At 73.6% G+C, this 24,872-nt stretch carries 26 protein-coding genes; 12 read left to right on the plus strand and 14 right to left on the minus strand.

All coding sequences use genetic code 11. The features are described 5' to 3' along the window. The first annotated feature begins 34 nt into the window (after positions 1–34). The 4 genes from ABUW04_RS20410 (at position 35) to ABUW04_RS20425 (ending at position 3,506) form a co-directional block, all read left to right on the plus strand. On the plus strand, positions 35–508 hold the full coding sequence (locus tag ABUW04_RS20410; protein WP_037596761.1) for a C40 family peptidase: 474 nt from the start codon (positions 35–37) through the stop codon (positions 506–508). An 82-nt stretch (positions 509–590) separates the two neighbouring features. Beyond that, positions 591–1,298, plus strand: a complete 708-nt coding sequence (locus ABUW04_RS20415) for a YoaK family protein (protein WP_380566104.1) — start codon at positions 591–593, stop codon at positions 1,296–1,298. A gap of 94 nt (positions 1,299–1,392) precedes the next feature. After that, positions 1,393–2,568 (plus strand): NAD(P)/FAD-dependent oxidoreductase, encoded by a 1,176-nt coding sequence (locus ABUW04_RS20420; RefSeq protein WP_380566105.1) that lies wholly within the window; start codon positions 1,393–1,395, stop codon positions 2,566–2,568. After that, complete coding sequence (locus ABUW04_RS20425; RefSeq protein ID WP_380566106.1) at positions 2,565–3,506, plus strand: RNA polymerase sigma-70 factor; 942 nt, start codon at positions 2,565–2,567, stop codon at positions 3,504–3,506. The genes ABUW04_RS20420 and ABUW04_RS20425 overlap by 4 nt, the downstream gene beginning before the upstream one ends. Positions 3,507–3,518: 12 nt before the next feature. Here the strand turns inward: ABUW04_RS20425 and ABUW04_RS20430 are convergent, their stop codons facing one another. After that, complete coding sequence (locus ABUW04_RS20430) at positions 3,519–4,793, minus strand: aminotransferase class I/II-fold pyridoxal phosphate-dependent enzyme (protein WP_380566108.1); 1,275 nt, start codon at positions 4,791–4,793, stop codon at positions 3,519–3,521. Positions 4,794–4,929: 136 nt separating this feature from the next. On the opposite strand from ABUW04_RS20430, the gene ABUW04_RS20435 reads away from it, so the two are divergent. Next, positions 4,930–5,376 (plus strand): GNAT family N-acetyltransferase, encoded by a 447-nt coding sequence (locus ABUW04_RS20435; protein ID WP_380566109.1) that lies wholly within the window; start codon positions 4,930–4,932, stop codon positions 5,374–5,376. Positions 5,377–5,424: 48 nt separating this feature from the next. On the opposite strand, the gene ABUW04_RS20440 is transcribed toward ABUW04_RS20435, so the two are convergent. The 10 genes from ABUW04_RS20440 to ABUW04_RS20485 form a co-directional block, all read right to left on the minus strand. After that, on the minus strand, positions 5,425–8,346 hold the full coding sequence (locus tag ABUW04_RS20440; RefSeq protein ID WP_380566110.1) for a glycoside hydrolase family 2 TIM barrel-domain containing protein: 2,922 nt from the start codon (positions 8,344–8,346) through the stop codon (positions 5,425–5,427). Positions 8,347–8,447: 101 nt separating this feature from the next. Beyond that, positions 8,448–8,762, minus strand: a complete 315-nt coding sequence (locus ABUW04_RS20445) for a DUF6510 family protein (protein ID WP_380566111.1) — start codon at positions 8,760–8,762, stop codon at positions 8,448–8,450. A gap of 4 nt (positions 8,763–8,766) precedes the next feature. Further along, complete coding sequence (locus ABUW04_RS20450) at positions 8,767–9,498, minus strand: ferredoxin reductase (RefSeq protein WP_198037562.1); 732 nt, start codon at positions 9,496–9,498, stop codon at positions 8,767–8,769. Positions 9,499–9,500: 2 nt separating this feature from the next. Then, the gene (locus ABUW04_RS20455; RefSeq protein WP_030260057.1) at positions 9,501–10,100 is read right to left on the minus strand and encodes a sulfite oxidase-like oxidoreductase; all 600 of its coding nucleotides are present in this window, start codon (positions 10,098–10,100) and stop codon (positions 9,501–9,503) included. 120 nt (positions 10,101–10,220) lie between these two features. Beyond that, entirely contained in the window at positions 10,221–10,424 is a 204-nt protein-coding gene (locus ABUW04_RS20460) for a cold-shock protein (RefSeq protein ID WP_134001919.1), read from the minus strand. 233 nt (positions 10,425–10,657) lie between these two features. Beyond that, on the minus strand, positions 10,658–11,551 hold the full coding sequence (locus ABUW04_RS20465; protein ID WP_380566112.1) for a YhjD/YihY/BrkB family envelope integrity protein: 894 nt from the start codon (positions 11,549–11,551) through the stop codon (positions 10,658–10,660). A 147-nt stretch (positions 11,552–11,698) separates the two neighbouring features. Further along, complete coding sequence (locus ABUW04_RS20470; RefSeq protein WP_380566113.1) at positions 11,699–12,223, minus strand: LeuD/DmdB family oxidoreductase small subunit; 525 nt, start codon at positions 12,221–12,223, stop codon at positions 11,699–11,701. Next, positions 12,223–13,470 (minus strand): 3-isopropylmalate dehydratase large subunit, encoded by a 1,248-nt coding sequence (locus tag ABUW04_RS20475; protein WP_380566114.1) that lies wholly within the window; start codon positions 13,468–13,470, stop codon positions 12,223–12,225. The genes ABUW04_RS20470 and ABUW04_RS20475 overlap by 1 nt, the downstream gene beginning before the upstream one ends. Before the next feature lie 5 nt (positions 13,471–13,475). Then, entirely contained in the window at positions 13,476–14,345 is an 870-nt protein-coding gene (locus ABUW04_RS20480; RefSeq protein ID WP_380566115.1) for an isocitrate lyase/PEP mutase family protein, read from the minus strand. Positions 14,346–14,384: 39 nt separating this feature from the next. Then, positions 14,385–15,881 (minus strand): MmgE/PrpD family protein, encoded by a 1,497-nt coding sequence (locus tag ABUW04_RS20485; RefSeq protein ID WP_380566116.1) that lies wholly within the window; start codon positions 15,879–15,881, stop codon positions 14,385–14,387. A 76-nt stretch (positions 15,882–15,957) separates the two neighbouring features. On the opposite strand from ABUW04_RS20485, the gene ABUW04_RS20490 reads away from it, so the two are divergent. After that, a complete protein-coding gene (locus tag ABUW04_RS20490; RefSeq protein WP_380566117.1) occupies positions 15,958–16,647 on the plus strand; it encodes a GntR family transcriptional regulator in 690 nt (229 codons plus the stop codon). 51 nt (positions 16,648–16,698) lie between these two features. Here ABUW04_RS20490 and ABUW04_RS20495 read toward each other — a convergent pair whose 3' ends face one another. Then, on the minus strand, positions 16,699–17,277 hold the full coding sequence (locus ABUW04_RS20495) for a TetR family transcriptional regulator (RefSeq protein WP_380566118.1): 579 nt from the start codon (positions 17,275–17,277) through the stop codon (positions 16,699–16,701). 98 nt (positions 17,278–17,375) lie between these two features. Here ABUW04_RS20495 and ABUW04_RS20500 point away from each other — a divergent pair, with 98 nt between their 5' ends. The 4 genes from ABUW04_RS20500 (at position 17,376) to ABUW04_RS20515 (ending at position 20,678) form a co-directional block, all read left to right on the plus strand. After that, positions 17,376–18,359, plus strand: a complete 984-nt coding sequence (locus ABUW04_RS20500; RefSeq protein ID WP_380566119.1) for an aldo/keto reductase — start codon at positions 17,376–17,378, stop codon at positions 18,357–18,359. Positions 18,360–18,450: 91 nt separating this feature from the next. Further along, on the plus strand, positions 18,451–18,831 hold the full coding sequence (locus ABUW04_RS20505) for a VOC family protein (protein WP_030260033.1): 381 nt from the start codon (positions 18,451–18,453) through the stop codon (positions 18,829–18,831). A gap of 114 nt (positions 18,832–18,945) precedes the next feature. After that, positions 18,946–20,079, plus strand: coding sequence for a 2-trimethylaminoethylphosphonate dioxygenase (gene tmpA, locus ABUW04_RS20510; RefSeq protein ID WP_380566120.1), 1,134 nt, complete (start codon positions 18,946–18,948; stop codon positions 20,077–20,079). Then, positions 20,076–20,678: a phosphonate degradation HD-domain oxygenase gene (locus ABUW04_RS20515; protein ID WP_380566121.1), complete on the plus strand. Its 603-nt coding sequence runs from the start codon at positions 20,076–20,078 to the stop codon at positions 20,676–20,678. The genes tmpA and ABUW04_RS20515 overlap by 4 nt, the downstream gene beginning before the upstream one ends. On the opposite strand, the gene ABUW04_RS20520 is transcribed toward ABUW04_RS20515, so the two are convergent. Beyond that, on the minus strand, positions 20,655–22,028 hold the full coding sequence (locus ABUW04_RS20520) for a dipeptidase (protein WP_380566122.1): 1,374 nt from the start codon (positions 22,026–22,028) through the stop codon (positions 20,655–20,657). The two genes, ABUW04_RS20515 and ABUW04_RS20520, sit on opposite strands and share 24 nt — an antisense overlap. Positions 22,029–22,344: 316 nt before the next feature. On the opposite strand from ABUW04_RS20520, the gene ABUW04_RS20525 reads away from it, so the two are divergent. Together ABUW04_RS20525 and ABUW04_RS20530 are read left to right on the plus strand one after the other, a co-directional pair. Further along, positions 22,345–23,673: an MFS transporter gene (locus ABUW04_RS20525; protein ID WP_380566366.1), complete on the plus strand. Its 1,329-nt coding sequence runs from the start codon at positions 22,345–22,347 to the stop codon at positions 23,671–23,673. A gap of 29 nt (positions 23,674–23,702) precedes the next feature. After that, positions 23,703–24,041 carry a DUF6343 family protein gene (locus ABUW04_RS20530; RefSeq protein WP_380566123.1) on the plus strand — a complete coding sequence of 113 codons (339 nt, stop codon included), beginning with the start codon at positions 23,703–23,705 and terminating at the stop codon, positions 24,039–24,041. 57 nt (positions 24,042–24,098) lie between these two features. Here the strand turns inward: ABUW04_RS20530 and ABUW04_RS20535 are convergent, their stop codons facing one another. Then, a complete protein-coding gene (locus ABUW04_RS20535; protein WP_380566124.1) occupies positions 24,099–24,872 on the minus strand; it encodes an ABC transporter ATP-binding protein in 774 nt (257 codons plus the stop codon).

Consider the following 24,872-nt stretch of genomic DNA (forward strand, 5'->3'; position numbering starts at 1 on the left):
GACACCTTCCGCAGGCGGTTCCGGAGGAACCCGCGTGACCGAGTCCTCGAACACCCTTGCGCGCCCCCATACCGGGCGCATCCGAGCCGGCGTGGTCACCGTGGTGACCCTGTCGGTGCTCACCGGCGCCGGACTGGCGCCACCACCGGCCCAGGCGGCCACCCTGCAGGCCAGAGCCCTGAGCGTGGCCGCCTCCAAGCAGGGGGACCCCTACCGCTACGGTGCGGCGGGCCCCGACAGCTTCGACTGCTCGGGCCTGACCTTCTTCGCCTACCGCCAGGCCGGCACCCGCCTGCCGCGCACCGCCCAGGCCCAGTACGACAGCGCCCACCACATCCCCCGCAGCGACCGGCGCCCCGGGGACCTGGTCTTCTTCCACTCCGGCCGGAGCGTCTACCACGTGGCCATCTACGCCGGGAACGACCAGGTCTGGCACGCCCCGCACCCCGGGGCCGACGTGCGCCTGGAGCGCATCTGGACCGACGCCGTCTGGTACGGCCGCCCCTGACCGCGGCCGCCGAGCCCGCACACTCCGGGGACCGACGGCCCGGTTCCTCCTGCCGGACGCACCGTCAGGAAACAATGGCCGGATGAGTTCCACCCCCGCCACGCCCCCATCCACCCCCGCCGCGCCCCCGTCCGGGCCCGCCCAGCCCGCCGGAGCCACCGCGTCCGCCACCCCGGACGAACCGGTCCAGCTGGTGCTGTCGGCCGCCTCCGGCGCCACCGACGCGTTCGCCTTCCTCTGCCTGGGCAAGGTGTTCGCCGGGGTGATGACCGGCAACCTGGTCCTGGTCGGGGCCTCGGTCGGGGTCGGCGACCACCAGGTGGTGCCCAGGGCCCTGGCCGCCCTGGGCGGGTACGGGCTCGGCGCGGCGGCGGCCGGCCGGGCCCGGCCCGGGGTGCCGGTCCGCGCCCTGCTGGCGGCCGGGACCGGGCTGCTGGCCGCCGCCGCGGTGGCGTGGGCACTGGGGTCCGGCCGGTCCCTGCCCGCACAGCTGGTGCTGATCGTCGCCGTCTCCCTGGCCATGGGACTGCAGGCGCAGACCTGGCCGGTGCCCACCACCTACTTCACCGGCACCTTCACCGCCCTGCTGAGCCGCGCCGGGCGGCGGCAGCTGCTGCACGAGGACCGCTGGCCGGCGCTCCGGCTGGCAGCCGTGGTCGTCGGCGCCGCGGCCACCTCGCTGCTCGCCTGGTGCTGCCTGCCCGCCGCCGGCACGGCCGCCGCGGCACTCTCCGCCCTGGCCCTGGCGCTCACCCTCGCGCCCCGTCGCAACACCCCGCCAGCCATGTGACCTGGATCACATCGATCGCATGTCACGGTCGCGGCCGCCGCATCCGTCTTGGGCCTGTCAGAGCGATTCGGACAACCCGAACAGGGAGACGGACATGAACAGGATCATCATCCTCGGCGCAGGGTACGCGGGCATGACGACGGCGATGAGCCTGGCCGCCCGCACCCGCAGGCGTCAGGACGTGCACATCACGCTGGTCAACCCGCAGCGGCGGTTCACCGAACGGCTGCGGCTGCACCAGATCGCCTCCGGCCAGCAGCTGGCCGACCTGCAGATCCCCGAGCTGATGGCGGGCACCGGCATCGAGTTCGTCGAGGGCTGGGTGACCGCCGTGGACGCGACCGCGCACACCGTACGCATCGACGACGAGCGGACGCTGGCCTACGACACCCTGGTGTACGCGCTGGGCAGCGTCGCCGACACCGAGACCGTGCCCGGTGTCGACGACCACGCGCACACCCTCACCAACGCCGCCTCGGCCCACGCGCTGGCCGCCACGCTGGGGCGGCTGGACCCGGGCGCGACCGTGGTGGTCGGCGGCAGCGGGCTGACCGGCGTCGAGGCAGCCGCCGAGATCGCCGAGCAGCACCCGGACCTCACCGTGCTGCTGCTGGGACGGGCCGAACCCGGCTCCATGATGGGCACCAAGGCGCAGGCCTACCTGCTGGCCGCGCTGGAGCGGCTGGGCGTGCGGGTACGGGCCGGGGCGGAGATCGCCAAGGTGCTCCCGGGCGGCGTCGAGCTGGCCGGCGGCGAGCACATCGGCGCCGACGCGGTGCTGTGGACCACCGGGACCCGGGTCTCGCCGCTGGCCGCCGCGGCCGGGCTGACCGTCGACGAGCGGGGCCGGATCGTGACCGACGACCGGCTGCGCTCGGTCTCCCACCCCGACGTGTACGCCATCGGCGACGCGGCCGCGATCCGGCAGAGCTACGGCGTCATCCACGGCACCTGCCAGAGCGGGATGCCGACCGGCGCCTACACCGCCGCCGCGATCGCCGCGGAGTTGAAGGGCCGTCAGGCCGAGCCGTTCCGGTTCGGGTACCTGCACCAGCCGGTCAGCCTGGGCCGCCACGACGCGGTGATCCAGTTCACCCGCCCCGATGACACCCCCGGCCGTTTCCTGCTCACCGGCAGGAGCGCGGTGTTCTACAAGGAGACCGTGAGCAGCGCCCCTTGGGGCGTCTTCGGCCGGGTCCGGAAGTACGGCGCGGGGATGACGGCGCTGTGGCGCAAGGGCGGTCGCAGCACTAAGATCACCCAGTCGTGACCACCACCGACGACCAGCAGACCTTCGCCGACCACCGGAACCTCCTGTTCTCGGTCGCCTACCGACTGCTGGGCACCGCGATGGACGCCGAGGACGTGGTGCAGGACGCCTGGTTCAAGTGGTCGGCGGCCGACCGTTCCCAGGTCGCCGACCCCAAGGCCTACCTGGCCAGGATCGCGACCAATCTGGCCATGGACCGGCTCCGGTCGGTCCAGCGCAAGCGGGAGTCGTACGTCGGCCCCTGGCTCCCGGAGCCGATCCTCACTGCCGGCCTCCCGGAGCCGGCCGACACCGGCGCCGACACCCTGGACGCCGTGGAGCGCGCCGACTCGGTGTCGACGGCGATGCTGGTCGTGCTGGAGACGCTCAGCCCGCTGGAGCGGGCGGTGTTCGTGCTGAAGGAGGTCTTCGCCTTCAGCTACGCGGAGATCGCCGGCATCGTCGAACGCACCGAGCCGGCGGTACGCCAGGCCGGGCACCGGGCCCGGGAGCACGTCCAGGCCCGGCGGCCGAGGTACACCGGCGCCACCGCGGCCAGGCAGCAGGCCACCGAGCGGTTCCTGGCCGCGTCCACCGGGGGCGACATCAACGCGCTGATGGAACTGCTCGCCCCCGACGTCACGCTGTGGACCGACGGTGGCGGCAAGGTTCGCCAGGCGCTGCACCCGGTCGAGGGCCGCGCCAAGGTCGCCGCCTGGATGGCCGGGGTAGCCCGCCGCCGGACCTACGAGGGCGTCGAGATCAGCGACATGACGGTCGCCTTCGTGGAGATCAACGGCGGCCCCGGCATCACCTTCACCGGGGCCGGCCGGGTCATCTCCGTCATGATCGTCGACCTCGACGACGAGGGCCGGATCCGCACCGTCCACAACATCGCCAACCCCGACAAGCTGCAGGCCGTCGCCGGGGGCAGCGTCCACGAGATGGACACCCGGTGACCGCCTGACCCGCTAGGCCTCCGTCGACCGCTGCTCGTAGCCGACCAGCCGCACGCAGGCGGTCAGGCCGAGGATCGCCTGCTCCAGCTCCTCCAGGGTCGGGTAGCTGGGCGCGATCCGGATCAGGGCGTCGCGCGGGTCGTCGCCGTACGGGTGGGTGGCCCCGGCCGGGGTGAGCACGATGCCGGCTCCGGCGGCGCGGCGGACGACCTCCTTGGCGCAGCCGTCGGCGACCTCCAGGCTGACGAAGTAGCCGCCCTTGGGGTGGGTCCAGGTGGCCAGGCCGGTTCCGCCCAGCTCGGCCTCCAGGATCCGCTGCACCGCCTCGAACTTCGGCTGCAGCAGCGCCCGCTGACGCTCCATGTGGGCCCGCACGCCGTCCGCGTCGCGCAGGAACAGCACGTGCCGCAGCTGGTTGACCTTGTCGGGTCCGATGGACCGCTTGGCGTTGTTGCCGAGCAGCCACTGCACATTGGCGGCCGAGGCGCCGAAGAAGGCGACCCCCGCGCCGGCCAGGGTGATCTTGGAGGTCGAGCCGAACACGAACACCCGGTCCGGGTTGCCCGCCGCCTCGCAGGCCGCGAGCAGGTCGGCGATCTCCACCTGCTCGTCGGTGAGGTGGTGCGCGGCGTAGGCGTTGTCCCAGAACACCCGGAAATCGGGGGCGGCGGTCCCCATCGCGGCCAGCCGGGCCACGGTCTCGTCGCTGTAGCAGGTCCCGTCCGGGTTGCTGTACTTCGGGACGCACCAGATGCCCTTGACCGAGGCGTCCTCGGCGACCAGCCGCTCCACCACGTCCATGTCCGGCCCGGACCCGGTCATCGGCACCGGGATCATGTCGATGCCGAACCGCTCGCAGAGCGCGAAGTGCCGGTCGTAGCCGGGGACCGGGCACAGGAAGGCGATCCGCTCCTGGTCCACCCAGCGGGAGTCGGCCCCGGGCACCCTGCTGAGCAGCGCGTGCACCAGGCAGTCGTGCATCAGCTCCAGGCTGGAGTTGCCCGCCGCGAGCAGCTGCGCCACCGGCACCTGCAGCACCCCGGAGAAGATCTCCCGGAGCTCGGCCAGCCCCTGAAGCCCGCCGTAGTTGCGCACGTCGGTGCCGTCGGCGGCGCTGCGCCGGCCCCCGGGAAGGCTCAGCAGGTCGTCGGAGAGGTCGAGTTGGGCCGGTGCCGGCTTGCCCCGGGTGAGGTCGAGCGACAGCCCGCGGCCCGCGAGGGCCTCGTAGTCCTTGCGTGCCCGGTCGAGGAGATCATCCAGGGTGGTGGAGCTCAACTCGGTGGTCATGGGTTTCCTCTCGCAGGGCCCGCACGCGCGGCGGGTGTCACCTGCTGAGCATACAAAGCAGCGGACGCCGCCGTTCCGTGGGGCGCTGCGCAAAAACCACTGGCCGCTCCACCAGCCGCTTTGCTTGGATGCGGGCATGACCAACGACCTGCCGGACGGCGGCCTCCCCGACGGCTACGAGATCTCCACCGACCCCGCACGGCTCGACGCCGCCCTGATCCACCGGTGGCTGTCGCAGGACGCCTACTGGGCCCTCGGCCGGGTCCGGGAGAAGCAGGACGCCGCCATCGCCGGCTCGCTCAACTTCGGCGTCTACGACCTCGCCTCGGGCGCCCAGGTCGGCTACGCCCGCGTCGTCACCGACCGGGCCACCTTCGCCTGGCTCTGCGACGTCTACATCTCCCGCGAGGTCCGCGGCAAGGGCCTGGGCACCGCGCTGGCCGATGCGGTCCGGGACGAGATGGCCCCCTACGGAATCCGCCGGATCCTGCTGGCCACCGCGGACGCGCACGCCGTCTACGCCAAGGTCGGCTTCGAGCCGCTGGCCGAGCCGGGCAAGTGGATGGCGCTCGGCCTGCAGTGACCAAACGGTGCCGGCGGACGGGCCGTGCCCGTCCGCCGGCCCTGCCGATCAGGACGGCCGCACCTCCGAGGCCGCCGACACCTCCGAGAACAGCAGGGTGAAGGTGGTGGCCCCGGCGGAGAGCCGGTGCTGCGGCAGCGCGCCCGGGCCGCAGGATCCGCTGCCGATGCCCTGGTGCGCCTGGTCCAGGGTGAGGAAGACCTGGTCGCGCGGGTGCAGATCGGCGGTGTGACGCGCCGCGTCGAGGTCCTCGCTGGTCCACGGCCGGGCGGTGAAGTCGAAGAACGGCTCCCCCTCCACCCGCAGCCCCGAGCCGTCGGCGTCCAGGAAGGTCGCCCAGCGCACCTCCGAGCGGTTGCCGTTCTCCTGCGGCATCACATAGGGCGTCTGCAGCTCCGCCACCGGCGCGGCGAACCGCCCCACCCGGACGGCCTGCCGGGTGTCCCGGTAGGACTCCCCCGGGCCGAGCCCGAACCAGGCCGCCCGGTCGAACGCCGCGGGCAGCGCCATCCGCAGCCCCAGCCGGGGCAGGGTCAGCGCGTCCCAGTCGCCCTCGGGGACCACCGAGAGGTCCAGCCGCAGCCGGCCGTCCTCCAGGCTCCAGCGGTACTCGGCCTGCAGCCCCAGATCGGTCGCCGCGGGCGCGACCCGGCTGCGGACCACGAACGCGCCGTCCTCCGGGCCAGCGGAGACCGTACGGTGCCGCATCCGGTCCAGCCCGGCCCGGCGCCAGGCGCGGGCGGTCGAGCGCTCACCGCCGCCGAGGTCGTTGTCGGTGGGCGCCCGCCAGACGTCCAGCCGCGGACCGCTCACCGCCAGCCCGCCCAGCCGCAGCAGCACCCCGGAGGCGGGGTCGAACCGGGCCGGACCGAGGGCCGCCCCGTCCTGCCGCTCCGACCTGTCCGACCCGGACGGCACCGGGGTACGCAGCGGCCGCTCGGCGAGCTGCAGCTGTCCCCAGGCCACCTCGTGCCCGGCCGGGGCCCAGGGCTGGTCCTCGGCCAGGGTGGCCCGCACGGTCAGCCAGGACTCCCCCGCCGCCGCGGGGACCTTGGGCAGCGGCAGCTCGACACCGGTCCCGGCCGGCACCTCCGGCACCGTGAGGGTGCCCCGGGCCACCGGCACGCCCTCCTCCTCCACCGTCCAGTCGAAGGCGAGGTGCTCCAGCGAGCGGAAGTCGTGCAGGTTGTCGATGCGCAGCCCTCCCGCGCCGTCCCCCGCCGCAGTGCCGCCGATCCGCACCGGCGCCACCACCTTCCGGAACTCGACCAGCCCCGGCGAGGGCGTGCGGTCCGGGAACAGCAGTCCGTCGGCGATGAAGTTGCCGTCGTGCAGCGGTTCGCCGAAGTCGCCGCCGTAGGCGTAGTAGGGGGTGCCGTCCGGGGTGCGCTGCGGAATGCCGTGGTCGATCCACTCCCAGACGAACCCGCCCTGGAGCCGCTCGTACCGCTCGAAGAGCTCCTGGTACTCCGTCAGGCCGCCGGGGCCGTTGCCCATGGCGTGGGCGTACTCGCACTGGATGAACGGCAGGGTGCGCCGGTGGGCGTCGCGCTCGGGGGTCGAGGCCGGCGCCTCCTCGCGCCGCCCGATGGCGAGCACCTCCTCGTGCGAGGCGTACATCCGCGAGTAGACGTCGACGTAGGAGCTGTCCCAGTCGCCCTCGTAGTGCACCGGCCGCTCCGGGTCCCGGTGGTGGCACCAGGCGGCCATGGCCTCCAGGTTGGCGCCGTGCCCGGCCTCGTTGCCGAGGGACCAGAGCAGGATCGCGGGGTGGTTCTTGTCGCGCTCGACGGTGCGCTCGATCCGGTCCAGGCAGGCCTCGTGCCACATCGGGTCGTCGGTGGGGTTGCGGCGCCAGCCGACCTCGGTGAAACCGTGGGTCTCCAGGTCGCACTCGTCGATCACCCACAGCCCGTACTCGTCGCACAGGTCCAGGAAGTCCGGATGCGGCGGGTAGTGGCTGGTGCGGACGGCGTTGATGTTGTGACGCTTCATCAGCAGCACGTCCTGCAGCATGGTGGCCCGGTCCAGGGCGCGGCCCCGCTCGGGGTGCCACTCGTGCCGGTTGACGCCGCGGAACAGGATCCGCCGCCCGTTCACCCGCAGCACGCCGTCCTCGATCGCGATGCTGCGGAAGCCGATGCGCAGGCTGACGGTCTCCTGCGGGGTGCTGAGCACGGCGTCGTACAGCCGGGGCTGCTCGGCGGACCAGGGCTCGACGCCGGGGATCCGGTGCGGTCCGGCCGGATCGACCCGGTCCAGGCCGAGTTCGGGGATGCTCAGGGTGGCCGGCGCGGAGGTCTCCACGGAGAGGACGCCGGTCCCGGTGGCGTGCTCGTAGCCGGCGTGGACGAAGTGGTCGTCCAGCGCCGCCTCGGGCCGGGACAGCAGGGTGACGTCGCGGAAGATCCCGGACAGCCACCACATGTCCTGGTCCTCCAGGTAGCTCCCGGAGGACCACTGGTTCACCCGCACCGCGAGGGTGTTGCGGCCGGGGCGCAGCAGCCGGCCCACCTCGAACTCGTGGGCGAGCCGGCTGCCCTTGGCGTGGCCCAGCGGCTCGCCGTTCAGCCAGACCCGGAAGCAGGAGTCCACACCGTCGAAGCGGAGCAGGGTCCGCGCGCCCTGGTCGGGTCCGGGCCAGTCCGCCGGCAGGTCGAAGCCGCGGCGGTAGTCGCCGGTCGGGTTCTCGTCGGGCACGTGCGGGGGGTCGACCGGGAAGGGGTAGCGCACATTGGTGTAGGCGGGCGAGCCGTGGCCGTTCAGCTGCCAGTGGCCGGGCACCGGGATCTCGTCCCAGCTCCGCTCCCAGTCGGCGTCGAAGCCGGGGGCGGGCTCGGCCGCGGTGGGCCGCAGCTGGAAGCGCCAGGTGCCGTTGAGGCTCAGTGCCGGCGCGTTCGAGCGGGTGGCGGTCCGGGCGGGCTCGAAGCCGAGGCCCGGCCCCGGGTCCTCGTAGTAGGGCAGGTCCACGGAACTCCTCGGGAACGGTCGTGTCGCGGTGGTCGGCTCGGCGGGTTCTCCTGCCCGAATCTAGCCCGTCACCATCGGACCGGGTACCGGCAGCCCAGGGGTCAGTCGCCGAGCGGGATCCGCAGGCAGCGGGTGCCGGTCAGGTCCAGCCAGGCCTCCTCGGGGCCGCGGACCAGCCGCAGCACCACCGCCTCGCACCCGGGGCAGCGGGCCACCAGGGGTCCCGGCGCCCGCCCGTAGACCAGCAGCGACGCCAGCGGACCGTCCAGGCCGCAGGCCGTGCAGCGGCCGAGCGCGGCGGTGACGTCCACCCGGAAGATCTCCGCCAGCGGCCCGGCCAGCGCATTGCCGTCCAGCGCGCTGCTGTCCATTGCGCTGCCGTCCATTGTGCTGCCGTCCTGGTGACGTTCGGTCATGCGATCAGCCTCCGCCGGCTCCGAAGCGCTCGGTCCTGACCCGGCGCGGGTCGTGGCCGAGCTTGGTGAGGATGTCGGCGGCCGCCTCGACGAAGCCGGTCGGCCCGCAGACGTAGCAGGCCGGCTCGAACTCCGGGGGCCAGCCGTGGCGCTCGACGTCCTCGGCGTTCAGCCGCGCCGGGATCCGCGACGAACCCGGCGGCCCGGACCGGGTGTGCAGCAGCGTCACGTCCGCCCCGGCGTCCCCGGCCGGCGGCCGGCGCAGCTCCTCGGCGTAGTAGAGGTCGGCCGGGGTCCGCAGCGAGTACAGCAGCCGGAACGGGGTGCGGCTGCCCTCGGCCCTGCGGGTCCGCACCATGGCCATCAGCGGGACGATGCCGGCGCCCCCGGCGATCAGCAGCACCGGCGCCGGATCGGCGGGCCGCCAGACGAACCAGCCGCCCACCGGGCCGCGCACCTCGATCGGGTCGCCGATGGTCAGCACCTCGGTCAGGTAGGGGGAGACCTCCCCGTCGGGGACCCGCTGCACCGTCAGCTCGATCCGGTCGCCCCTGGCCGGCGCCGACAGCGAGTAGCTGCGCTGGGCCTGGTAGCCGTCCTCGGCGGTGAGCTGCAGGTCCACGTGCTGCCCGGCCAGGTGCCCGGGCCAGCCGGGGACGTCGAGCACCAGGGTCCGCGCCGTCGCCGTCTCGTCGTGCACCCCGGCCAGCCGCGCCACCCGCCATCCCGCCGCCATGCTCAGTCCCCCTGGTAGCGCTGCTCGCGCCACGGGTCGCCGTAGTCGTGGTAGCCGGCGCTCTCCCAGAACCCCGGCTCGTCCCGGGTCAGCAGCCGCAGGCCGCGGACCCACTTCGCCGACTTCCACAGGTACAGGTGCGGCACCAGCAGCCGGGCCGGGCCGCCGTGCTCGGCGGACAGGTCCTTGCCGTCGTAGCCGTAGGCGATCCAGGCCTGACCGTTCCTCAGGTCCTGCAGCGGCAGATTGGTGGTGTACCCGCCGTAGCTGTCGGCCAGGACGAAGTCCGCGGCCGTCTCCACCCCGGCCAGCAGGGTGTCCAGGGACACCCCCTGCCACCGGGTGCGCAGCTTGGACCAGCGCGTCACGCAGTGCAGGTCCACCGTCATCCGCTCGCTGGGCAGCGCCATCAGCTCCGGCCAGGACCAGCGGTGCGTCGTCCCGCTCTCGGTGGTGACGGAGAACTCCCACCGGTCCAGCGGCACCCGCGGCGTCGGCCCGGCCGACAGCACCGGGAAGTCCTCCACCAGGTACTGCCCCGGCGGCAGCTCCACCTCCCGGCCTCTCGGCCTGCCATGGAACCCGGGCGAGACGATCCCCACGGCAGCTCCTCTCCCACGCGGTGCACTCCCGTCGAGGCTACGGCCCGCCGGGCCGCACCGCGCGGGATACGGCGAGGCGCCCCGCACCGGTTCGGTGCGGGGCGCCTCTGGAGCCGGAGATCAGGCCGGGACGATGTTCTCCGCCTGCGGGCCCTTCTGGCCCTGGGTGACGTCGAAGGTCACCTTCTGGCCTTCCTGGAGCTCGCGGAAGCCCTGGGCGTTGATGTTGGAGTAGTGGGCGAAGACGTCGGCGCCGCCGCCGTCCTGCTCGATGAAGCCGAAGCCCTTTTCGGCGTTGAACCACTTCACGGTACCGCTGGCCATGCTGTTCTCCTTGATGCGCACAGTCGCCCCAGCGTCCGCATGGTGCGGCGCCACGCCCCGGTGCGCCCCGGCAGTGACCGATCCCGGACAGCAGAAACGCCCGTGATCGCGATCACGGGCGAGACGGACTCGGGAACCACGACTGCTACTGGGCCTAACGCTACTGCCCCGGAGTCGCACCCGCTACGCGATACGCAAACCAGAACCGTGCCGGGTGACCCGGCACCGGGTCCTCAGGGCGATTCCGCGGTGGTCAGGTAGCGGTTGAGCGGGGGTTCCTGGGCCAGCACCGCGCCGATGGTGATGGCGAAGGTGACGGCGGCGCAGAGCACGATCAGCCAGGACAGCACGGCGAGAACCAGGCCGAGGGCGCCGTAGGCGGACAGCGAGCGGTTCAGCGCGCTGGGCATGTAGATCCGCGCGGTCAGGGCCAGGGCGGACATCGCCGCCGAGGCCAGCAGGGCCCCGGGCAGCAGTGGCAGCCAGCCGACCCGGGCGGCGAGCAGCAGGTGCTGGGTCCACCACCACAGCACCAGCCCGGCCAGGAAGCTCACCGGTACCCCCAGCCAGATCCCGACCCCGAAGCCGTCCCGCAGCGGCCCCTGCACCAGGACCAGCAGCAGGATCGACACCACCCAGAGCAGCCAGCGCCAGGCGGCGATCCTGGTTCCGGACTTGGGCAGCAGCCAGGCCCGCTCGCAGACCCGGGCCATCGCCCGGCTGAAGCTGGTCGACGACACCAGGGCCATCAGCACGCCGATGATCCCGGTGGTCTGCCGCAGCTGCTCGTCGCCGGTGCCTCCGCTCAGGGCCGCGTTCAGCTGCTGGTCCGACGCGCCGGTGAGTCCGAACACCGAGCGCAGCGAGTCCAGCAGCTGGTCGCGCACCCCCTGCGGGGCGAACGCGCCGAGCGCGAACAGCAGCGGCACCGAGGTCAGGAAGGCCTGGGCGGCGAGCCGGGTGCCGGCGTCGAGCAGGTTGGCCGACAGCAGACGGTTCGTCAGCTCGGTCAGCACCGGCATCCGCCGCTCGGCCCGGGCGCGCAGCTCCTCCGCCCGGGTGCGCAGGCCTTCGGCGCGGACGTGCACCCGCTCCGAGGCGTGCCTCCAGGCGGTCGTCAGGAACATCCGCCCCTCCCCTCGCCTCACCGCGCCCCGCGTGGGCGTACCCTCCCAGCCTCGGCGACCGGACCGGTGACGGCCATTCACAGTCCCCCGGCCAGCCGTCGGCACCACCCGGACGGCCCAAGCACCGGGTCAGCGGCTCCTCAGCGGTCAGGAGCGGTGCGGTCCGGTGGTGGGCGGGGCGACGTAGCCCTCGCGGGCCAGCTTGGGCAGGATGCCGCCGGCGGCGAGGATCTGCAGCACCATCGGCGGCAGCGCCCCGCCGGGCAGCCGGGTGCCGGTGGCGGTGTTCTCGATCCAGCCCTCGGCGAAGTCCAGCCGCGCGGTGTCGCCGTCGGCGAAGGCCGCGGTGGCACCGGGGACGGTCAGCGCCGGCAGGCCGTGGTTGATGGCGTTGCGCAGGAACAGCGAGTTGAACTCCTCGGCGACCAGCGCGGCCACGCCGAGCTCGCGGAACAGGGCGGCGACCGGACGGGAGGACCCCAGGCCGAAGTTGCGGCCCGCCACGACGATGTCGCCCGGTCCGACCTGCTCGGTCCAGCCCGGTCGCAGCTCGTAGAAGATGTGCCTGGCGGCCTCGGGGACCGGCAGCTTCATCGCGAAGGCGGGGTACATGGCGTCGGTGGTGACACTGTCGCCGACCACCCAGACCCGTCCGCTGAGCAGGGTGTCCATCAGTTCAGCTCCGTTCGCGGGTCGGTGACGTACCCGGTCAGTGCGGAGGCCGCGACGGTCGCCGGCGAGGCCATGTAGATCTCGGCGTCGGGGCTGCCCATCCGGCCGGTGAAGTTGCGGGTGCTGGAGGTCAGGCAGACCTCGCCCGGGGCGAGCAGCCCCATGTGGTAGCCGAAGCAGGCACCGCAGGTGGAGTTGGTGACCACGGCGCCCGCGTCGGCCAGGTCCTGCAGGTACCCGGCGCGCAGCGCGTCCCGGTAGACCTGCTGCGAGGCCGGGGTGACCAGCAGCCGAACGCCGGGGGCGACCGTGCGGCCGCGCACGATGGCGGCGGCGACGGCCAGGTCCTCCAACTGGCCGTTGGCGCAGGAGCCGATGAAGCACTGGTCGACCTTGCGGCGCTCGATCTCGGTGACCGGGAAGGAGTTCCGGCTGACCGTGCCGGGCCGGGCCACCTGCGGCACCAGGGTGTCCAGGTCGACGGTCCGCACCGCCGCGTAGACGGCGTCGGGGTCCGGGTCGGCGGCGGTGAACGGGGCGCCGCCGGGCGAGTGCTGCTCGATGAAGTCACGGCACAGCTCGTCGGCGGGGAAGGTGGAGAAGTCGGCGGAGATCTCGGCGCCCTGGGTGGCGATGGTGCGCCGGTCGCTCATCGGGATCGAGGCCAGGCCGGGGCCGCCGTACTCCAGGTTCTGGTTGGTGGCGTCGCCGTAGGCCCCGGCGATGTGCAGGAAGACGTCCTTGCCGGAGACCGCGGCGGGTCTGGTGCCGGTGAACTCGTAGCGGACGGTGGGAGCGACCTGGAACCAGGTGGATCCGGTGCACAGGATCGAGTAGACCTCGGCCGGGCCCAGGCCGCGGGCCGCGGTGTTGTAGGCGCCGGCCGCGCAGGTGTGGGAGTCGGTGCAGGCCAGGATCTCCCCGGGACGGGCCAGTCCGTTCTCGGCGATGACCTGGTGGCAGATGCCGTGCCGGCCGACGTCGTAGAACCTCCCGATGCCGAAGTCGCGGGCGAAGGCGCGGGCCCGGGTGCCGCCGGCGGCGTCGTGCACCGAGGGGGCCGGCACCGCGTGGTCCATGACCACGGCGACCTTGTCCGGGTCGTTGATCCGCAGCGGCGGGGTCCACGCCGTGGCGAACTGGAGGTCGATCATCACGGTCATGTCGACCTCGCAGACCACCGTCTGACCGGCGCTCACCTGCGCCAGGCCGGCCTTGCGGGCCAGGATCCTCTCAATCATGGTCATGCCCATCAGACGTTCACCTCGCGGTGGCGCTCGCCGATCGCGGACCAGTCGCTCAGCCCGACCAGTTCGAACAGGCCCTGCGGACCCGCGCCCACCTCGGGCAGGGTGCCGCCCAGCCGCACCAGGGCGTCCAGGCCGTGCAGGACGTAGGGGGCCAGCAGGGCGCCGGGGTGGATGGCGATGCGGTAGCCCAGGGCGGCCAGCGTGGCCGGGGCGGTGTCGGGGGTCAGCCCGCCCTGCACCATGTTGATCAGCAGCGGGGCGTCGACCTCGCGGGCGATCCGCTCGATCTCCCCGATGCTCCGGGGGGCTTCCACGAAGACCACGTCCGCGCCGGCCCGGGCGTAGCGGTTGGCGCGGTCGATCGCCTCGTCGACACCGAGCGGGCCGCGGGCGTCGGTGCGGGCGACCAGCACCAGGTCCGGGTCGGTCCGCGCGTCCAGGGCGGCCCGGAGCTTGGCCTCGAACCGCTCCGCCGGGACGAGTTCCTTGTCGGGCAGGTGGCCGCAGCGCTTGGGGAAGGCCTGGTCCTCCAACTGGATCGCGGCCACGCCGGCGCGCTCGTAGGCACGCACGGTGCGCACCACGTTCATCGGTTCGCCGTAGCCGGTGTCCGCGTCGGCGATCAGCGGGACGTCGCCCAGGGTGTCGGCGACGATCCCGGCCCGCTCGACCATCTCGGTGGCGGTGAGCAGGCCGATGTCCGGCAGTCCGAAGCCCGCGACCGAGACGCCCGCGCCGGTCAGGTACGCGGCGCCGAAGCCGGTGCGGGCGACCAGGGCGGCGCCCAGGCCGTCGTAGACGCCGGGTGCGGTGACCAGGTCGCCGCCGGACAGCAGGGCGCGCAGCCGCGCGCCGGGGGTGGAGGGGTTCATGACGGCTCCTCAGCAGGGACGGGTGGGGGCGACGCGCGGTCAGCCCAGCGCACCGCGGGCGGGGGCGGCGAGCAGGTCGATCAGCGGCCGCAGGTCGGGCTGCTGCTCCAGGCCGAGCACCAGCCGCTCGATCTCGGCGGCGCGTTCCGGGTCGACCGCGTGGGCGGTCAGGGTCCGGTACTTGGCGCGGATCTCGGCGTTGGTCAGCGGGTAGTCCGGGCCGCCGTGCGGCTGGTTCAGGGCCCGGGTCAGGGTTCCGCCGCCGTGCAGGGCCAGGGTGACCCGGGTGTTGTAGCCGGGCTGGTCCCAGCTGGGGTCCTGCTGCTCGTCGACCTGCTCGACCCCGGTGCGCCCGATCAGCGACCACACGTCGTCGGCGTCGATCCGGGCGGCGGTGAACTGGGCCGGGCCGACCTGCCCGTCCAGCAGGGCCACCGAGGTGGCGTAGGCGATGTTCATCTGCGCGCCGATGGTGGTCAGCGGGCGCTCGGGCTGCCACCAGCCGTGGTGGTACACCGTGCCGGGGACCTGGATCCGGACCGCGTCGACGTCCCGCGCGGTGATCCCGTGCTCGCGGACCAGGGCGAGCACGGCGTCGATCGCCGGGTGCAGTCCGCCCATCGCCGCATGGATCTTGACGGTGACCGCCTCGGTGTTCCAGACCTTCCCCAGGTCGCCGCTGATCCGGGCGGCATCGGGGTGGTGGCCCTCGCCGAAGGTGGACAGGAAACCGCCGTAGGAGCGCTCGAACACCCGCTTGATGCCGGTGTAGCCGCCCTCGGCCAGCCCAGCGGCGTAGAAGCCGTTGCGGGCGGCGAAGCCGTGGTGCATGCGCTTGGACATCGCCTCGTACTGGGCCGCCATCAGCCCGGCCGACTGGGTGGCCGCCAGGCCCAGCGCGTCCTCGAAGGCCGCCCCGTCCAGGCCGCGAAGCACCCCGCAGGCCGCCGCGGCGGCGTGGGTGCCGAAGACCGGCCCCGAGTGCCAGCCGCGCAGCAGCATCTCCGGGCCGTTGAGGGCCAGGCCGACCCGGGTGCCGGTCTCGATGCCGGCGATCACGGCATGCAGGAAGTCCGCACCGGTGACGGCTCCGGTGCCGGTGCCAGTGCCGGTGCCGCGTCGGGAGGCGGTGGACAGCAGCGCCGGCAGCACCAGGGAGGCGCAGTGCAGCGGAGCCCTCGGGTAGTAGTCGTCGAGTTCGAAGCCCTGGATGAAGGTCCCGTTCAGTACCGCCGCCGCGGCGGCGCCGGTGCCGCGGCCCCAGCCGATCAGCGGGGTGTCGCCCTCCCCCTCCAGTGCCAGTACCGCCTCCACCGCGGTGCGGGACCACGGCAGTTGGGCGCCGATCAGCGCGCAGCCCAGACCGTCCAGGACCAGGTGGGCGGCGCGCTCGCGCACCTGGACCGGGATCCGGTCCAGGGTCGACGCCGCCAGCCACTGGGCGAGTCGGCCGGTGGGGCCGTCCGGGTCGGTGGGGCCGTCCGAGTCGGTGGGTCCCGCTGCGTCGGGGGGTCCCGCTGCGTCGGTGGTCAGCATGGTCTCGCCTCACTTCATCGTCGATATTAGAATTTATAACATCTAGTTTTGTGCGGCGCCACGCTAGCATGGGCCCGTGGCACTGAAGCGAACCTCCTTCCCCCGCACCGCCGAGGCCGTGGCCGTGGTCGAGCTGCGCAACGCGATCGTGCGCGGCGACCTGCCGCCCGGTGCGCAGATCCGTCAGAGCGCGGCCGCCGAGGAACTGGGGCTGAGCGTCATCCCGGTACGCGAGGCGCTGAAGACGCTGGCCGGCGAAGGGATCGTCAGTTATCTGCCGCAGCGCGGCTACACGGTCACCGAGCTGCGCCCGGAGAGCGTGGACGGGATCTTCCGGCTGCGCGAGCTGCTGGAGACCGAGGCCGAGGCGGTGGCCTCCACCCGGCTGCGCCCCGAGGACCTCGCGGCGATGCGCGCCGCCGTCGACGCACAACTGGCGGCCACCCTGGCCGGCGACGGCTGCGCGGCCATCGTCAGCAACCGTGCCTTCCACTTCGCACTGCTGGAGCGCTGCGACAACGAATGGCTGCTGCGCTTCGTGCGGCAGCTGTGGGACGCCCTGGAACCCCACCGCGCCCTGGCCTACCGGCGCACCGCCCTGAAGGGCGACGCCGCCCGCGCACACGCGATCCTGCGCGAGCACGAGGCCGTCCTGGACGCCTTCGAGTCGGGCAGGACGCAGGAGGCGCTACGGCTGCTGGCGGAGCACCGGGCCGAGGGACGCGAGGACTTCCACCGCCTGCTCGCGACGACCGCCGAGACCTGACCCGACCTGCCCCGACCCGCCCCGACCCGCCTCGGCCGTGCCTCGTGCCGGTCAGGCCCTCGGCTCGGTCATCCGGCGGGCGGCCTCGACGACCGCCGCGCGGTGCAGGGCCAGCCGCTCGGTCGGCCACGCCTTGCCGACCTCCTGGGGGTCGACGCCCTCGGCGGCCCAGAACCAGGCCTGGGCCGCGGCCAGGACCAGGGTCAGCAGATCGTCGGGCTCCATCCCGGGGGCGACGTCGCCCCGCTGCTGCGCGGCGGCCACGGCGGCAGCCTTGCCGCGGAAGGCGTCATGCTCGAGTCCGGTGGCGGAGGGGCGCTCCAGCAGCTTCCACAGCCGCAGACGCATCAGGTCCGGCCTGGCGACCAGATGGTCGAAGATCGCACCCGCGTAGCCGGGCAGGTCGTCGACGTCGAACGGCACCGACTCGGCACCCTCCACCAGCGCCCGCCGCAGGACCTCGTCGAACAGCTGCTCCTTGTTGCCGAAGTAGACGTAGATCAGCCGCTTGTTCGCACCCGCCGCCTCGGCGATCCGGTCCACCCGGGCGCCGGCGATGCCGTAGGCGGCGAACTCGTCGAAGGCGGCGTCGAGCAGCCTGGCCTTGGTGGCGCTGGAATCCCGTGGCATACCGACCATCCTACCAATTAACTATCTAGTTATTGACATAGCCGATCCACAGACCTAGGGTATGTATCTATCCAGTTAGTTAGAGAAGGAGAACCGCAATGGAACAGCTCGCACTGGGCAGCCAGGGCCTGACCGTCGGGGCCCAGGGCCTCGGCCTGATGGGCATGAGCGTCTTCTACGGCGCCACCGACGAGACCGAGTCGCTGGCCACCGTCGACCGGGCGCTGGAGCTCGGCGTCACCCTGCTGGACACCGCCGAGAGCTACGGCCCCTTCGTCAACGAGCAGCTGCTCGGCAAGGCGCTGGCCGGACGCCGGGACGCCGCCGTGGTCGCCACCAAGACCGGCGTCGAGATCACCGACGACGGCCGGGTGCTGGACCTCAACGGCCGGCCGGAGTACGTCCGCCATGCCCTGGACCGCTCGCTGCGGCACCTGGGCACCGACCACGTCGACCTGTACTACCTGCACCGCATCGACCCCAAGGTGCCGATCGAGGAGACCGTCGGCGCCCTGGCCGAGCTGGTCGCCGAAGGCAAGATCGGCCACATCGGCCTGTCCGAGGCCTCCGCGCAGACCATCCGCCGGGCCCACGCGGTCCACCCGGTCACCGCCGTCCAGACCGAGTACTCGCTCTTCGAGCGCGGTATCGAACAGGACGGGGTGCGCGACACCCTGCGCGAGCTCGGGATCGGCCTGGTCGCCTACTCCCCGCTGGGCCGCGGCTTCCTGTCCGGCGCGATCACCAGCCCCGACGACTTCGCCGCGGACGACTGGCGCCGGACCGACCCCCGGTTCCAGGGCGAGAACTTCGACCGCAACCTGGCCGTGGTCCGCGAGGTCCGCCGCATCGCGTCCGACAAGGACGTCACCCCCTCCCAGCTGGCCCTCGCCTGGGTCCAGCACCAGGGCGCCGTCGCCATCCCCGGCACCAAGCGCCGCCGCTACCTGGAGGAGAACGTCGCCGCCACCGGGGTGACGCTGACCGCCGACGACATCGCCGCGATCGAGGCGGTGGCCCCGCACGGCGTGGTCACCGGCGACCGCTACGCACCCGAGTTCATGGGCACGCTCAACGGCTGACAGCGCCGACGGTGTCGAATCCGGGCGGCCGGTTCCGACTCAGGGGTGAAGACTGACCGACACACCCCGTGACGCGAAGGGAACCACCGCCATGGACTACCGCCTCGAACTCATCCCGCTCCCGGTCGCCGACGTCGACCGCGCCAAGGCGTTCTACGCCGACCTGCTGGGCTTCAAGGTCGACCTGGACTTCAGCCCGAACGAGGCGTTCCGCGTGGTCCAGCTGACACCGCCAGGGTCGTCCTGCTCGGTGGCCATCGGCGTGGGCGTCGTCGGCACTCCCCCGGGCTCGGTCCAGGGACTGCACCTCGTCGTGGACGACATCCACGACGCGCGGGCCGAGCTGGTCGGGCGCGGGGTCGAGGTCGCCGAGGTCGTGGACATGAGCGCGCCGGGCAAGCCGACCGTGTCCTACGCGGCGTTCACCGATCCGGACGGCAACGGCTGGACCCTGCAGCAGCTCCCCCGCTGAGCGGCCACGACCCGTACGGTGCGTTCATCCGGGACCACCCGGCCGTTGGCCACGGCTTCATCCGGAGCGGCGAAGTTGTCTGTACAACTTTCCCCGACCTCGGAAGGCCGACGGATGTCCGACCCCGCTTCACTGCCGTCCGCGTGGCTGCGCGACAACTGCTGCTGCGCCCGCTGCCGCGATCCGCGCAACGGTCAGAAGCTGTTCCAGATCACGGATCTGCCCCGGGATCTCGCCGTCTCGGCGCAGTCGCGCACCACCGTGGACGGCGCGCCCGGCTGGGAGGTGGTCTGGGAACCCGACGGCCATGTCTCCGCCTACACCGAGGCCTGGATCGCCGGCACCCAGGACCCCGGCCTCGCGGCAGCGACCGCCGTCGACGAGCGGACCGAGGACGCCAAGACCCTGTGGACCGCCGCGGACCTGGCCGGCGCGCTCCCCGCCGCGGACTGGTCCGACTACCTGCGGGACCCGGACACCCGGCTGCGCACCCTGGAGGCCGTCGCCCGGCTGGGCTTCGCGGTCCTGCGCGGCGTCCCCGTGCGCGAAGGCCAGGTCACCGAGGTCGCCCGGACCTTCGGCTTCGTGCGGGAGACCAACTACGGGCGGATCTTCGAGGTCCGGGTCGAGGAGACCCCGAACAACCTCGCCTTCACCTCCGAGCGGATCGGCCCGCACACCGACAACCCCTACCGCGACCCGGTCCCCACACTGCAACTGCTGCACTGCCTGGTGAACAGCGCCGAAGGCGGCGACTCCGGCCTGGTGGACGGCTTCACCGCCGCCGCGCTGCTGCGCGCGGAGAACCCGGCCGCCTTCGACGTGCTGACCCGCACCCCGGTGCCGTTCAGCTTCGCCGACGCCACCACCCGGCTCAGCGCCCACCGCCCGACCGTCGGCACCGACGCCCACGGCCGGATCCGCGAGATCCGCTTCAACAACCGCTCCACCGGCACCCTGCGGCTGCCCGCCGCAGCAATCGAGGCCTTCTACGCCGCCTACCGCTCCTTCGCCGAGATCCTGCTGCGGCCCGGGCTGCAGCTCGACTTCCGCCTCGCCCCGGGCGACTGCCTGATCTTTGACAACACCCGGCTGCTGCACGCCAGGACCGCCTTCGCGAGCAGCGGCGGACGCCACCTCCAGGGCTGCTATGCGGACCTGGACGGCCTGTTCAGCACCATCGCCGTCCTGCACCACGACCGACCCGGCGGTGCCGGGACCGACCCTCGCCGAGGAGCCGCAGCATGACCCCCGCTCAGATCCCCGACGTCCTGTCCGAACTGTCGGAGCTGTTCGAGGGCCAGGGCAGCGCCGAGTACTTCGGCGAGGACGTCACCCAGGCCGAGCACATGCTGCAGACCGGCGCGCTGGCCGAGGCCGCGGGCGCCGAGCCGGCGCTGGTCGCCGCCTCCCTGCTGCACGACCTGGGCCACTTCCACGGGGAGGCCACCGGCCACGACCTGATGGCGGGGACCGACAACCGGCACAGCCACACCGGCGCCGACCGGCTGGCCCGCTGGTTCGGCCCGGACGTCACCGAGCCGGTACGGCTGCACGTCGCCGCCAAGCGCTACCTGTGCGCGGTGGAACCCGACTACGCCGCCACCCTCTCGCCCGCCTCGGTGCACACCCTCGCGGTGCAGGGCGGTCCGATGACGCCGGCCGAGGCCGCCGCCTTCGCCGCACACCGCTACGGCGCGGACGCGGTGCGGCTGCGCCGCTGGGACGACGCCGCCAAGGACCCGGAGGCCCCCACCCCCGGATTCGACCACTTCCGCCCGCTGCTGGCCCGGTTGCTCACCGCGCCGCCGTCCGAGCAGCCGTCAGGAACCCCCGCGGCGCCCTGAGCGCCAGACCTCGGCGTAGCCGCGCAGGAACTCCGCCTCCACCTGGGCCATCCGCTGGATCTCGGTGGGGTCCACGCTCTCGTCCGGCGCGTGGATCGCGCAGAGCGGCTCCTCCACGCCCATCAGCACGATCTCGGCCTCCGGGTAGGTCCGGGCCAGGACGTTGCAGAGCGGGATGGAGCCGCCCTGCCCGACGTAGGCCAGCGGCTTTCCGTAGACCTCGCGGGCGGCCCGGTCCAGCGCCGCGTACGCCGGGCCGCTGGTGGTGGCGCTGAACGGGGAACCGGTGGACTCGCGCTCCACCTCCACCCGGGCGCCCCAGGGAGCGGCGGTGCGCAGATGCGCCGTCAGCGCCTGCAGCGCCGCCTCCGGGTCGGTGCCGGGCGGCACCCGCAGGCTCACCCGGGCCCGGGCGGTGGCCGGGACCGCCGCGGCCGAGCCGACCACCGGCGGGCAGTCGATGCCGAGGACGGTGACCGCCGGCCGCGCCCACAGCCGGTCGGCGACCGTGCCGCCGCCGATCAGCGAGACGCCGTCCAGCACGCCCGCGTCGGCCCGGAACTGCTCCTCGTCGTAGCCCTCGCCGCTCCAGCTCCCGGTGCAGTCCAGGCCCTTGATGACGGTTCCGCCCTGCGGTCCGCGCAGCGAGTCCAGGATCCGGATCAGCGCCGCCAGGGCGTCCGGGGCGGCCCCGCCGAACATCCCGGAGTGGACGTCGCCGCGCAGCGTGCTGACCGTGACCACCAGGTTGGCGACGCCGCGCAGCGAGGTGGTGGCGGTGGGCACGCCGACGGCGGCGTTGCCGGTGTCGGCGATCAGCAGGGCGTCCGCGAGCAGTTCGTCGATGTGGCCGGGGACGTACTGCTCCAGGCCGCCGGTGCCCTGCTCCTCCGAGCCCTCGGCGACCAGTTTGACGCCGACCGGCAGATCCTCGCCCAGGGCGCGCAGAGCGGTGAGGTGCATGACGATGTTGCCCTTGCAGTCCGCCGCGCCGCGCCCGTACCAGCGGCCGTCGCGTTCGGTCAGCCGGAACGGCGGCGAGGTCCAGGCGTCCTCGTCGAGCGGGGGCTGGACGTCGTAGTGGCAGTACAGCAGCACGGTCGGGGCGCCGGGCGGGGCCGGGCGGTGGCCCAGCACCGCATGGCTGCCGTCGGGGGTCAGCGCCAGGTGCACATCGCGCAGTCCGGCCTCGGTGAAGGCGTCGGCCACCCACTGGGCGGCGCGGCGGCACTCCTCGGGCGGGTACTGGCGCGGATCGGCCACCGAGGGGATGGCGACCAGTTCGGCGAGGTCCGCCTGGGCGCGCGGCATGAGCGCGGCGATGCGCTCGGCGAGGTCGTCACTCATCATCGATCGTCTTCCCGGTCCTGGGGTCGTCGTTCCGGTGTGCTTCCTGCTGCATGACGCGTCCCAGCCTGGGCGAGAGCGGCCGGGACGGCCACTCGTGGGCCGTCGAAGAGGCTACACACCACCCCGAACCGCCTCGGGGGCCGGTCGGGGACGGGAAAAACGGATGGCGGGCGGTCCTGGCCCGGACATAGCCTGAACGGTCGTGACCGATGATCAGAAGGCGCTCGCCGAGCGGCTGCCGTCGAGGGCCGGGGCGACCGCCGAGGGGCTCTTCTCCCGGCCGCACGCGGCCGTCACCGCGAGCCTGGCCGCGGTGATGTTCCTGACCGGCTTCGCCGCGCTGGCGGTGGTGCCGACGCTGCCGGTGGCCGCCCAGGACCTGCACGGGGTGTCGCTCTATCCGCTGGTGGCCGGCTGCTTCGTGGCCGCGAGCCTGTTCGGCGGGGTGCTGGGCGGCGACTGGTCGGACCGGGCCGGGGCGGACCGGCCGCTGGCCGCGGGCGTGGCGCTGGCCGTGGCCACCTTGCTGGTCTCGGCCACCAGCACCTCGATCTGGCAGCTGGCGGCCGGTCGGTTCCTGGACGGGCTGTCGGCCGGAGTGGTCGCGGTGGCCGTCAACACCGCCATCGCCCAGGCCTACCCGGACCGGCTGCGGGCGCGGGCCCTGGCGCTGATGAGCACCTGCTGGATCATCCCCTCGCTGGCCGGTCCGCCGCTGGCCGGGCTGGTGGCCGCCTGGTGGTCCTGGCGTGCGGTGTTCTTCGGCCTGGCCGCGCTGAACCTGCTGCCGGCGCTGGCCGTGGTGGTGCTGCTGCGCCGCCGCGCCGGACGGTCCGCCCCGCCCTCCTCCAACGCCATCGGCTCCACCGGCGTACGGCCGCCGCGCCCCGCGCTGGCGGTCGCCGCCGCGGTGAGCGCCGGCGCGGCGCTGGCCCAGTACGCCGTCTCCGGCTGGGACCTGCTTCATCTGCTGTGCGCGGGCGGCGGCCTCGGCCTGCTGGTGGCCTTCGCGCCGCGGCTGCTGCCGCCGGGCACCTGGCGGGCCGCCCGCGGACTGCCGGCCTCGGTGCTGCTGCGCGGGCTGGGCTCGGGGGTGTACTTCACCCTGGAGGCCTTCGTCCCGCTGCTGCTGGTCACCGTCCGTCATGTGCCCGCGGCGGTGACCGGTCTGGCCTTCACCGCCGCCGCCCTGGCCTGGGCCGCGTCCTCCTGGGCCCAGGGCCGGCTGCTGGAGCACGTGCCCCGGCACCAGTTGGTGGCGGCCGGGGCGCTGCTGCTGGCCCTGGCCGCGGCGCTGGCGGCGGTCGGGACGCTGCCGGCGGTGCCCGCGCTCACCGCGGCGTCGGCGATGGTGGTCGCGGCGCTGGGGATGGGCCTGCTCGCCCCCTCGCTCACGCTGCTCTCGATCGCCCACAGCCCGCCGGACCGCCGCGGCTACGCCGGAAGTGCGATGCAGACCTCGCAGAACCTGGGCCAGATCGCCGTCCTGGGCGCCGCCTCGGCGCTGTTCAACACGGTGCTGCGGACCCGGCTGCCCGACCCGGCCGGCTACGCCGCCGCCTTCGTGCTGCTGCTCCTGCCGTGCGTGCTGGCCGCGCTGTTCGCCGCCCGGGCCGGCGGTGTCCCGGCCGAAGGGCCTGGGTAGGGGACCGGTGAGAGGCCCGGGAGGTTCCCATGCGACATGTCACCGGCCACTTCGGCGGTCGCTTCGACCGCGGCGTCCATCTGTCCCGGGGGGAATGGCGGCGCTTCGCCAACGACGGTTCCGAGCCGCTGACGGCCCGCAGCGACCTCCCGGCCCGCCGGCTGCTGGCCCGGGTCTTCGGCGCGCTGTTCCTGGCCGGAACGGTCCTCTTCTGCCTGCTGGCCGCCGGCGCCCGGCCGGGCAGCAGCCCGGGGCGGACCTTCTTCGCGGTCTACGCGGCGGTCTGCGCCGCCTTCGTGCTGGTCGCCCTGGTGGACCTGGCGGTGGTCCGCCGCCGGGTCCAGGAGCAGCGCCGCTGGGGCCGCTGAGCCCGCCCGGCGGGCAGACCGCCCGGCGGGCAGACAGCGGTGGCGTTCGACGGCTGCTCACCGCTCCCGGCTGTGCGGGTCCGGCTGCTGTGCCTGCGGCTCCCCGCCCGCGCCCAGGTAGAGCCGGGCCACCCGGGGGTCGGCCAGCAGCTCGGCGCCGCTGCCGGTCAGCCGTACCCGGCCGCTCTCCAGGACGGCGCCCCGGTCCGCGGCGGCCAGCCCGGAGCGGGCGTTCTGCTCCACCAGCAGGATGGTGCGGCCGTCCGCCGCCAGCGCGCCGACGGTGTCGAAGACGGCCCTGCGGGCCCGGGGTTCCAGCCCGATGGAGGGTTCGTCCAGCAGCATCAGGGCGGGTTCCAGCAGCAGCGCGCGGGCCAGTTCCACCTGTTTCTGCTCGCCCCCGGACAGCGACCCGGCGCTGGCCCGGCGCCGCTCGGCCAGCAGCGGGAAGCGTTCGGCCAGGGCGTCAGCGCGCCGACGGACCTCGCGGCGGCCGCTGCGGGTGCCGTCCAACAGGTAGCCGCCCATCAGCAGGTTGTCCCAGACCGTCATCGCCGGGAACAGGCTGCGCTCCTGCGGCACCTGGACGATGCCGCGCAGCAGCCGCTCGCGCGGCGACAGCCGGTCGACCGGTTCGCCGCGCAGCAGCACCCGGCCGCGCCCGGTCCGCAGCAGCCCGCTGACGACCCTGAGCACGGTGGACTTGCCCGCCCCGTTGGGGCCGATCAGACAGAGCACCTCGCCCTGATCGAGCGTCAGGTCGACGCCGTGCAGCACCTCCCCGGCGCCGTAGCCGGCGGTCACCCCGCGCAGTTCCAGCAGTACCGGCAC

It is taken from the genome of Streptacidiphilus jeojiensis, assembly GCF_042510965.1.
In the GTDB taxonomy this organism is placed as follows: domain Bacteria; phylum Actinomycetota; class Actinomycetes; order Streptomycetales; family Streptomycetaceae; genus Streptacidiphilus; species Streptacidiphilus jeojiensis.

What these genes read in the sequence shown, in the direction of transcription:
- ABUW04_RS20470 (WP_380566113.1), bottom strand. Translation starts at nt 12,223, where the DNA reads ATGGACACCCTGCTCAGCGGACGGGTCTGGGTGGTCGGCGACAGTGTC.
- ABUW04_RS20500 (WP_380566119.1), top strand. Translation starts at nt 17,376, where the DNA reads ATGGAACAGCTCGCACTGGGCAGCCAGGGCCTGACCGTCGGGGCCCAG.
- ABUW04_RS20495 (WP_380566118.1), bottom strand. Translation starts at nt 17,277, where the DNA reads ATGCCACGGGATTCCAGCGCCACCAAGGCCAGGCTGCTCGACGCCGCC.
- ABUW04_RS20515 (WP_380566121.1), top strand. Translation starts at nt 20,076, where the DNA reads ATGACCCCCGCTCAGATCCCCGACGTCCTGTCCGAACTGTCGGAGCTG.
- ABUW04_RS20485 (WP_380566116.1), bottom strand. Translation starts at nt 15,881, where the DNA reads ATGCTGACCACCGACGCAGCGGGACCCCCCGACGCAGCGGGACCCACC.
- ABUW04_RS20460 (WP_134001919.1), bottom strand. Translation starts at nt 10,424, where the DNA reads ATGGCCAGCGGTACCGTGAAGTGGTTCAACGCCGAAAAGGGCTTCGGC.
- ABUW04_RS20520 (WP_380566122.1), bottom strand. Translation starts at nt 22,028, where the DNA reads ATGATGAGTGACGACCTCGCCGAGCGCATCGCCGCGCTCATGCCGCGC.
- ABUW04_RS20445 (WP_380566111.1), bottom strand. Translation starts at nt 8,762, where the DNA reads ATGACCGAACGTCACCAGGACGGCAGCACAATGGACGGCAGCGCAATG.
- ABUW04_RS20435 (WP_380566109.1), top strand. Translation starts at nt 4,930, where the DNA reads ATGACCAACGACCTGCCGGACGGCGGCCTCCCCGACGGCTACGAGATC.
- ABUW04_RS20415 (WP_380566104.1), top strand. Translation starts at nt 591, where the DNA reads ATGAGTTCCACCCCCGCCACGCCCCCATCCACCCCCGCCGCGCCCCCG.
- ABUW04_RS20480 (WP_380566115.1), bottom strand. Translation starts at nt 14,345, where the DNA reads ATGAACCCCTCCACCCCCGGCGCGCGGCTGCGCGCCCTGCTGTCCGGC.
- tmpA (WP_380566120.1), top strand. Translation starts at nt 18,946, where the DNA reads ATGTCCGACCCCGCTTCACTGCCGTCCGCGTGGCTGCGCGACAACTGC.
- ABUW04_RS20525 (WP_380566366.1), top strand. Translation starts at nt 22,345, where the DNA reads ATGTTCCTGACCGGCTTCGCCGCGCTGGCGGTGGTGCCGACGCTGCCG.
- ABUW04_RS20465 (WP_380566112.1), bottom strand. Translation starts at nt 11,551, where the DNA reads ATGTTCCTGACGACCGCCTGGAGGCACGCCTCGGAGCGGGTGCACGTC.
- ABUW04_RS20420 (WP_380566105.1), top strand. Translation starts at nt 1,393, where the DNA reads ATGAACAGGATCATCATCCTCGGCGCAGGGTACGCGGGCATGACGACG.
- ABUW04_RS20475 (WP_380566114.1), bottom strand. Translation starts at nt 13,470, where the DNA reads ATGACCATGATTGAGAGGATCCTGGCCCGCAAGGCCGGCCTGGCGCAG.
- ABUW04_RS20450 (WP_198037562.1), bottom strand. Translation starts at nt 9,498, where the DNA reads ATGGCGGCGGGATGGCGGGTGGCGCGGCTGGCCGGGGTGCACGACGAG.
- ABUW04_RS20430 (WP_380566108.1), bottom strand. Translation starts at nt 4,793, where the DNA reads ATGACCACCGAGTTGAGCTCCACCACCCTGGATGATCTCCTCGACCGG.
- ABUW04_RS20505 (WP_030260033.1), top strand. Translation starts at nt 18,451, where the DNA reads ATGGACTACCGCCTCGAACTCATCCCGCTCCCGGTCGCCGACGTCGAC.
- ABUW04_RS20530 (WP_380566123.1), top strand. Translation starts at nt 23,703, where the DNA reads ATGCGACATGTCACCGGCCACTTCGGCGGTCGCTTCGACCGCGGCGTC.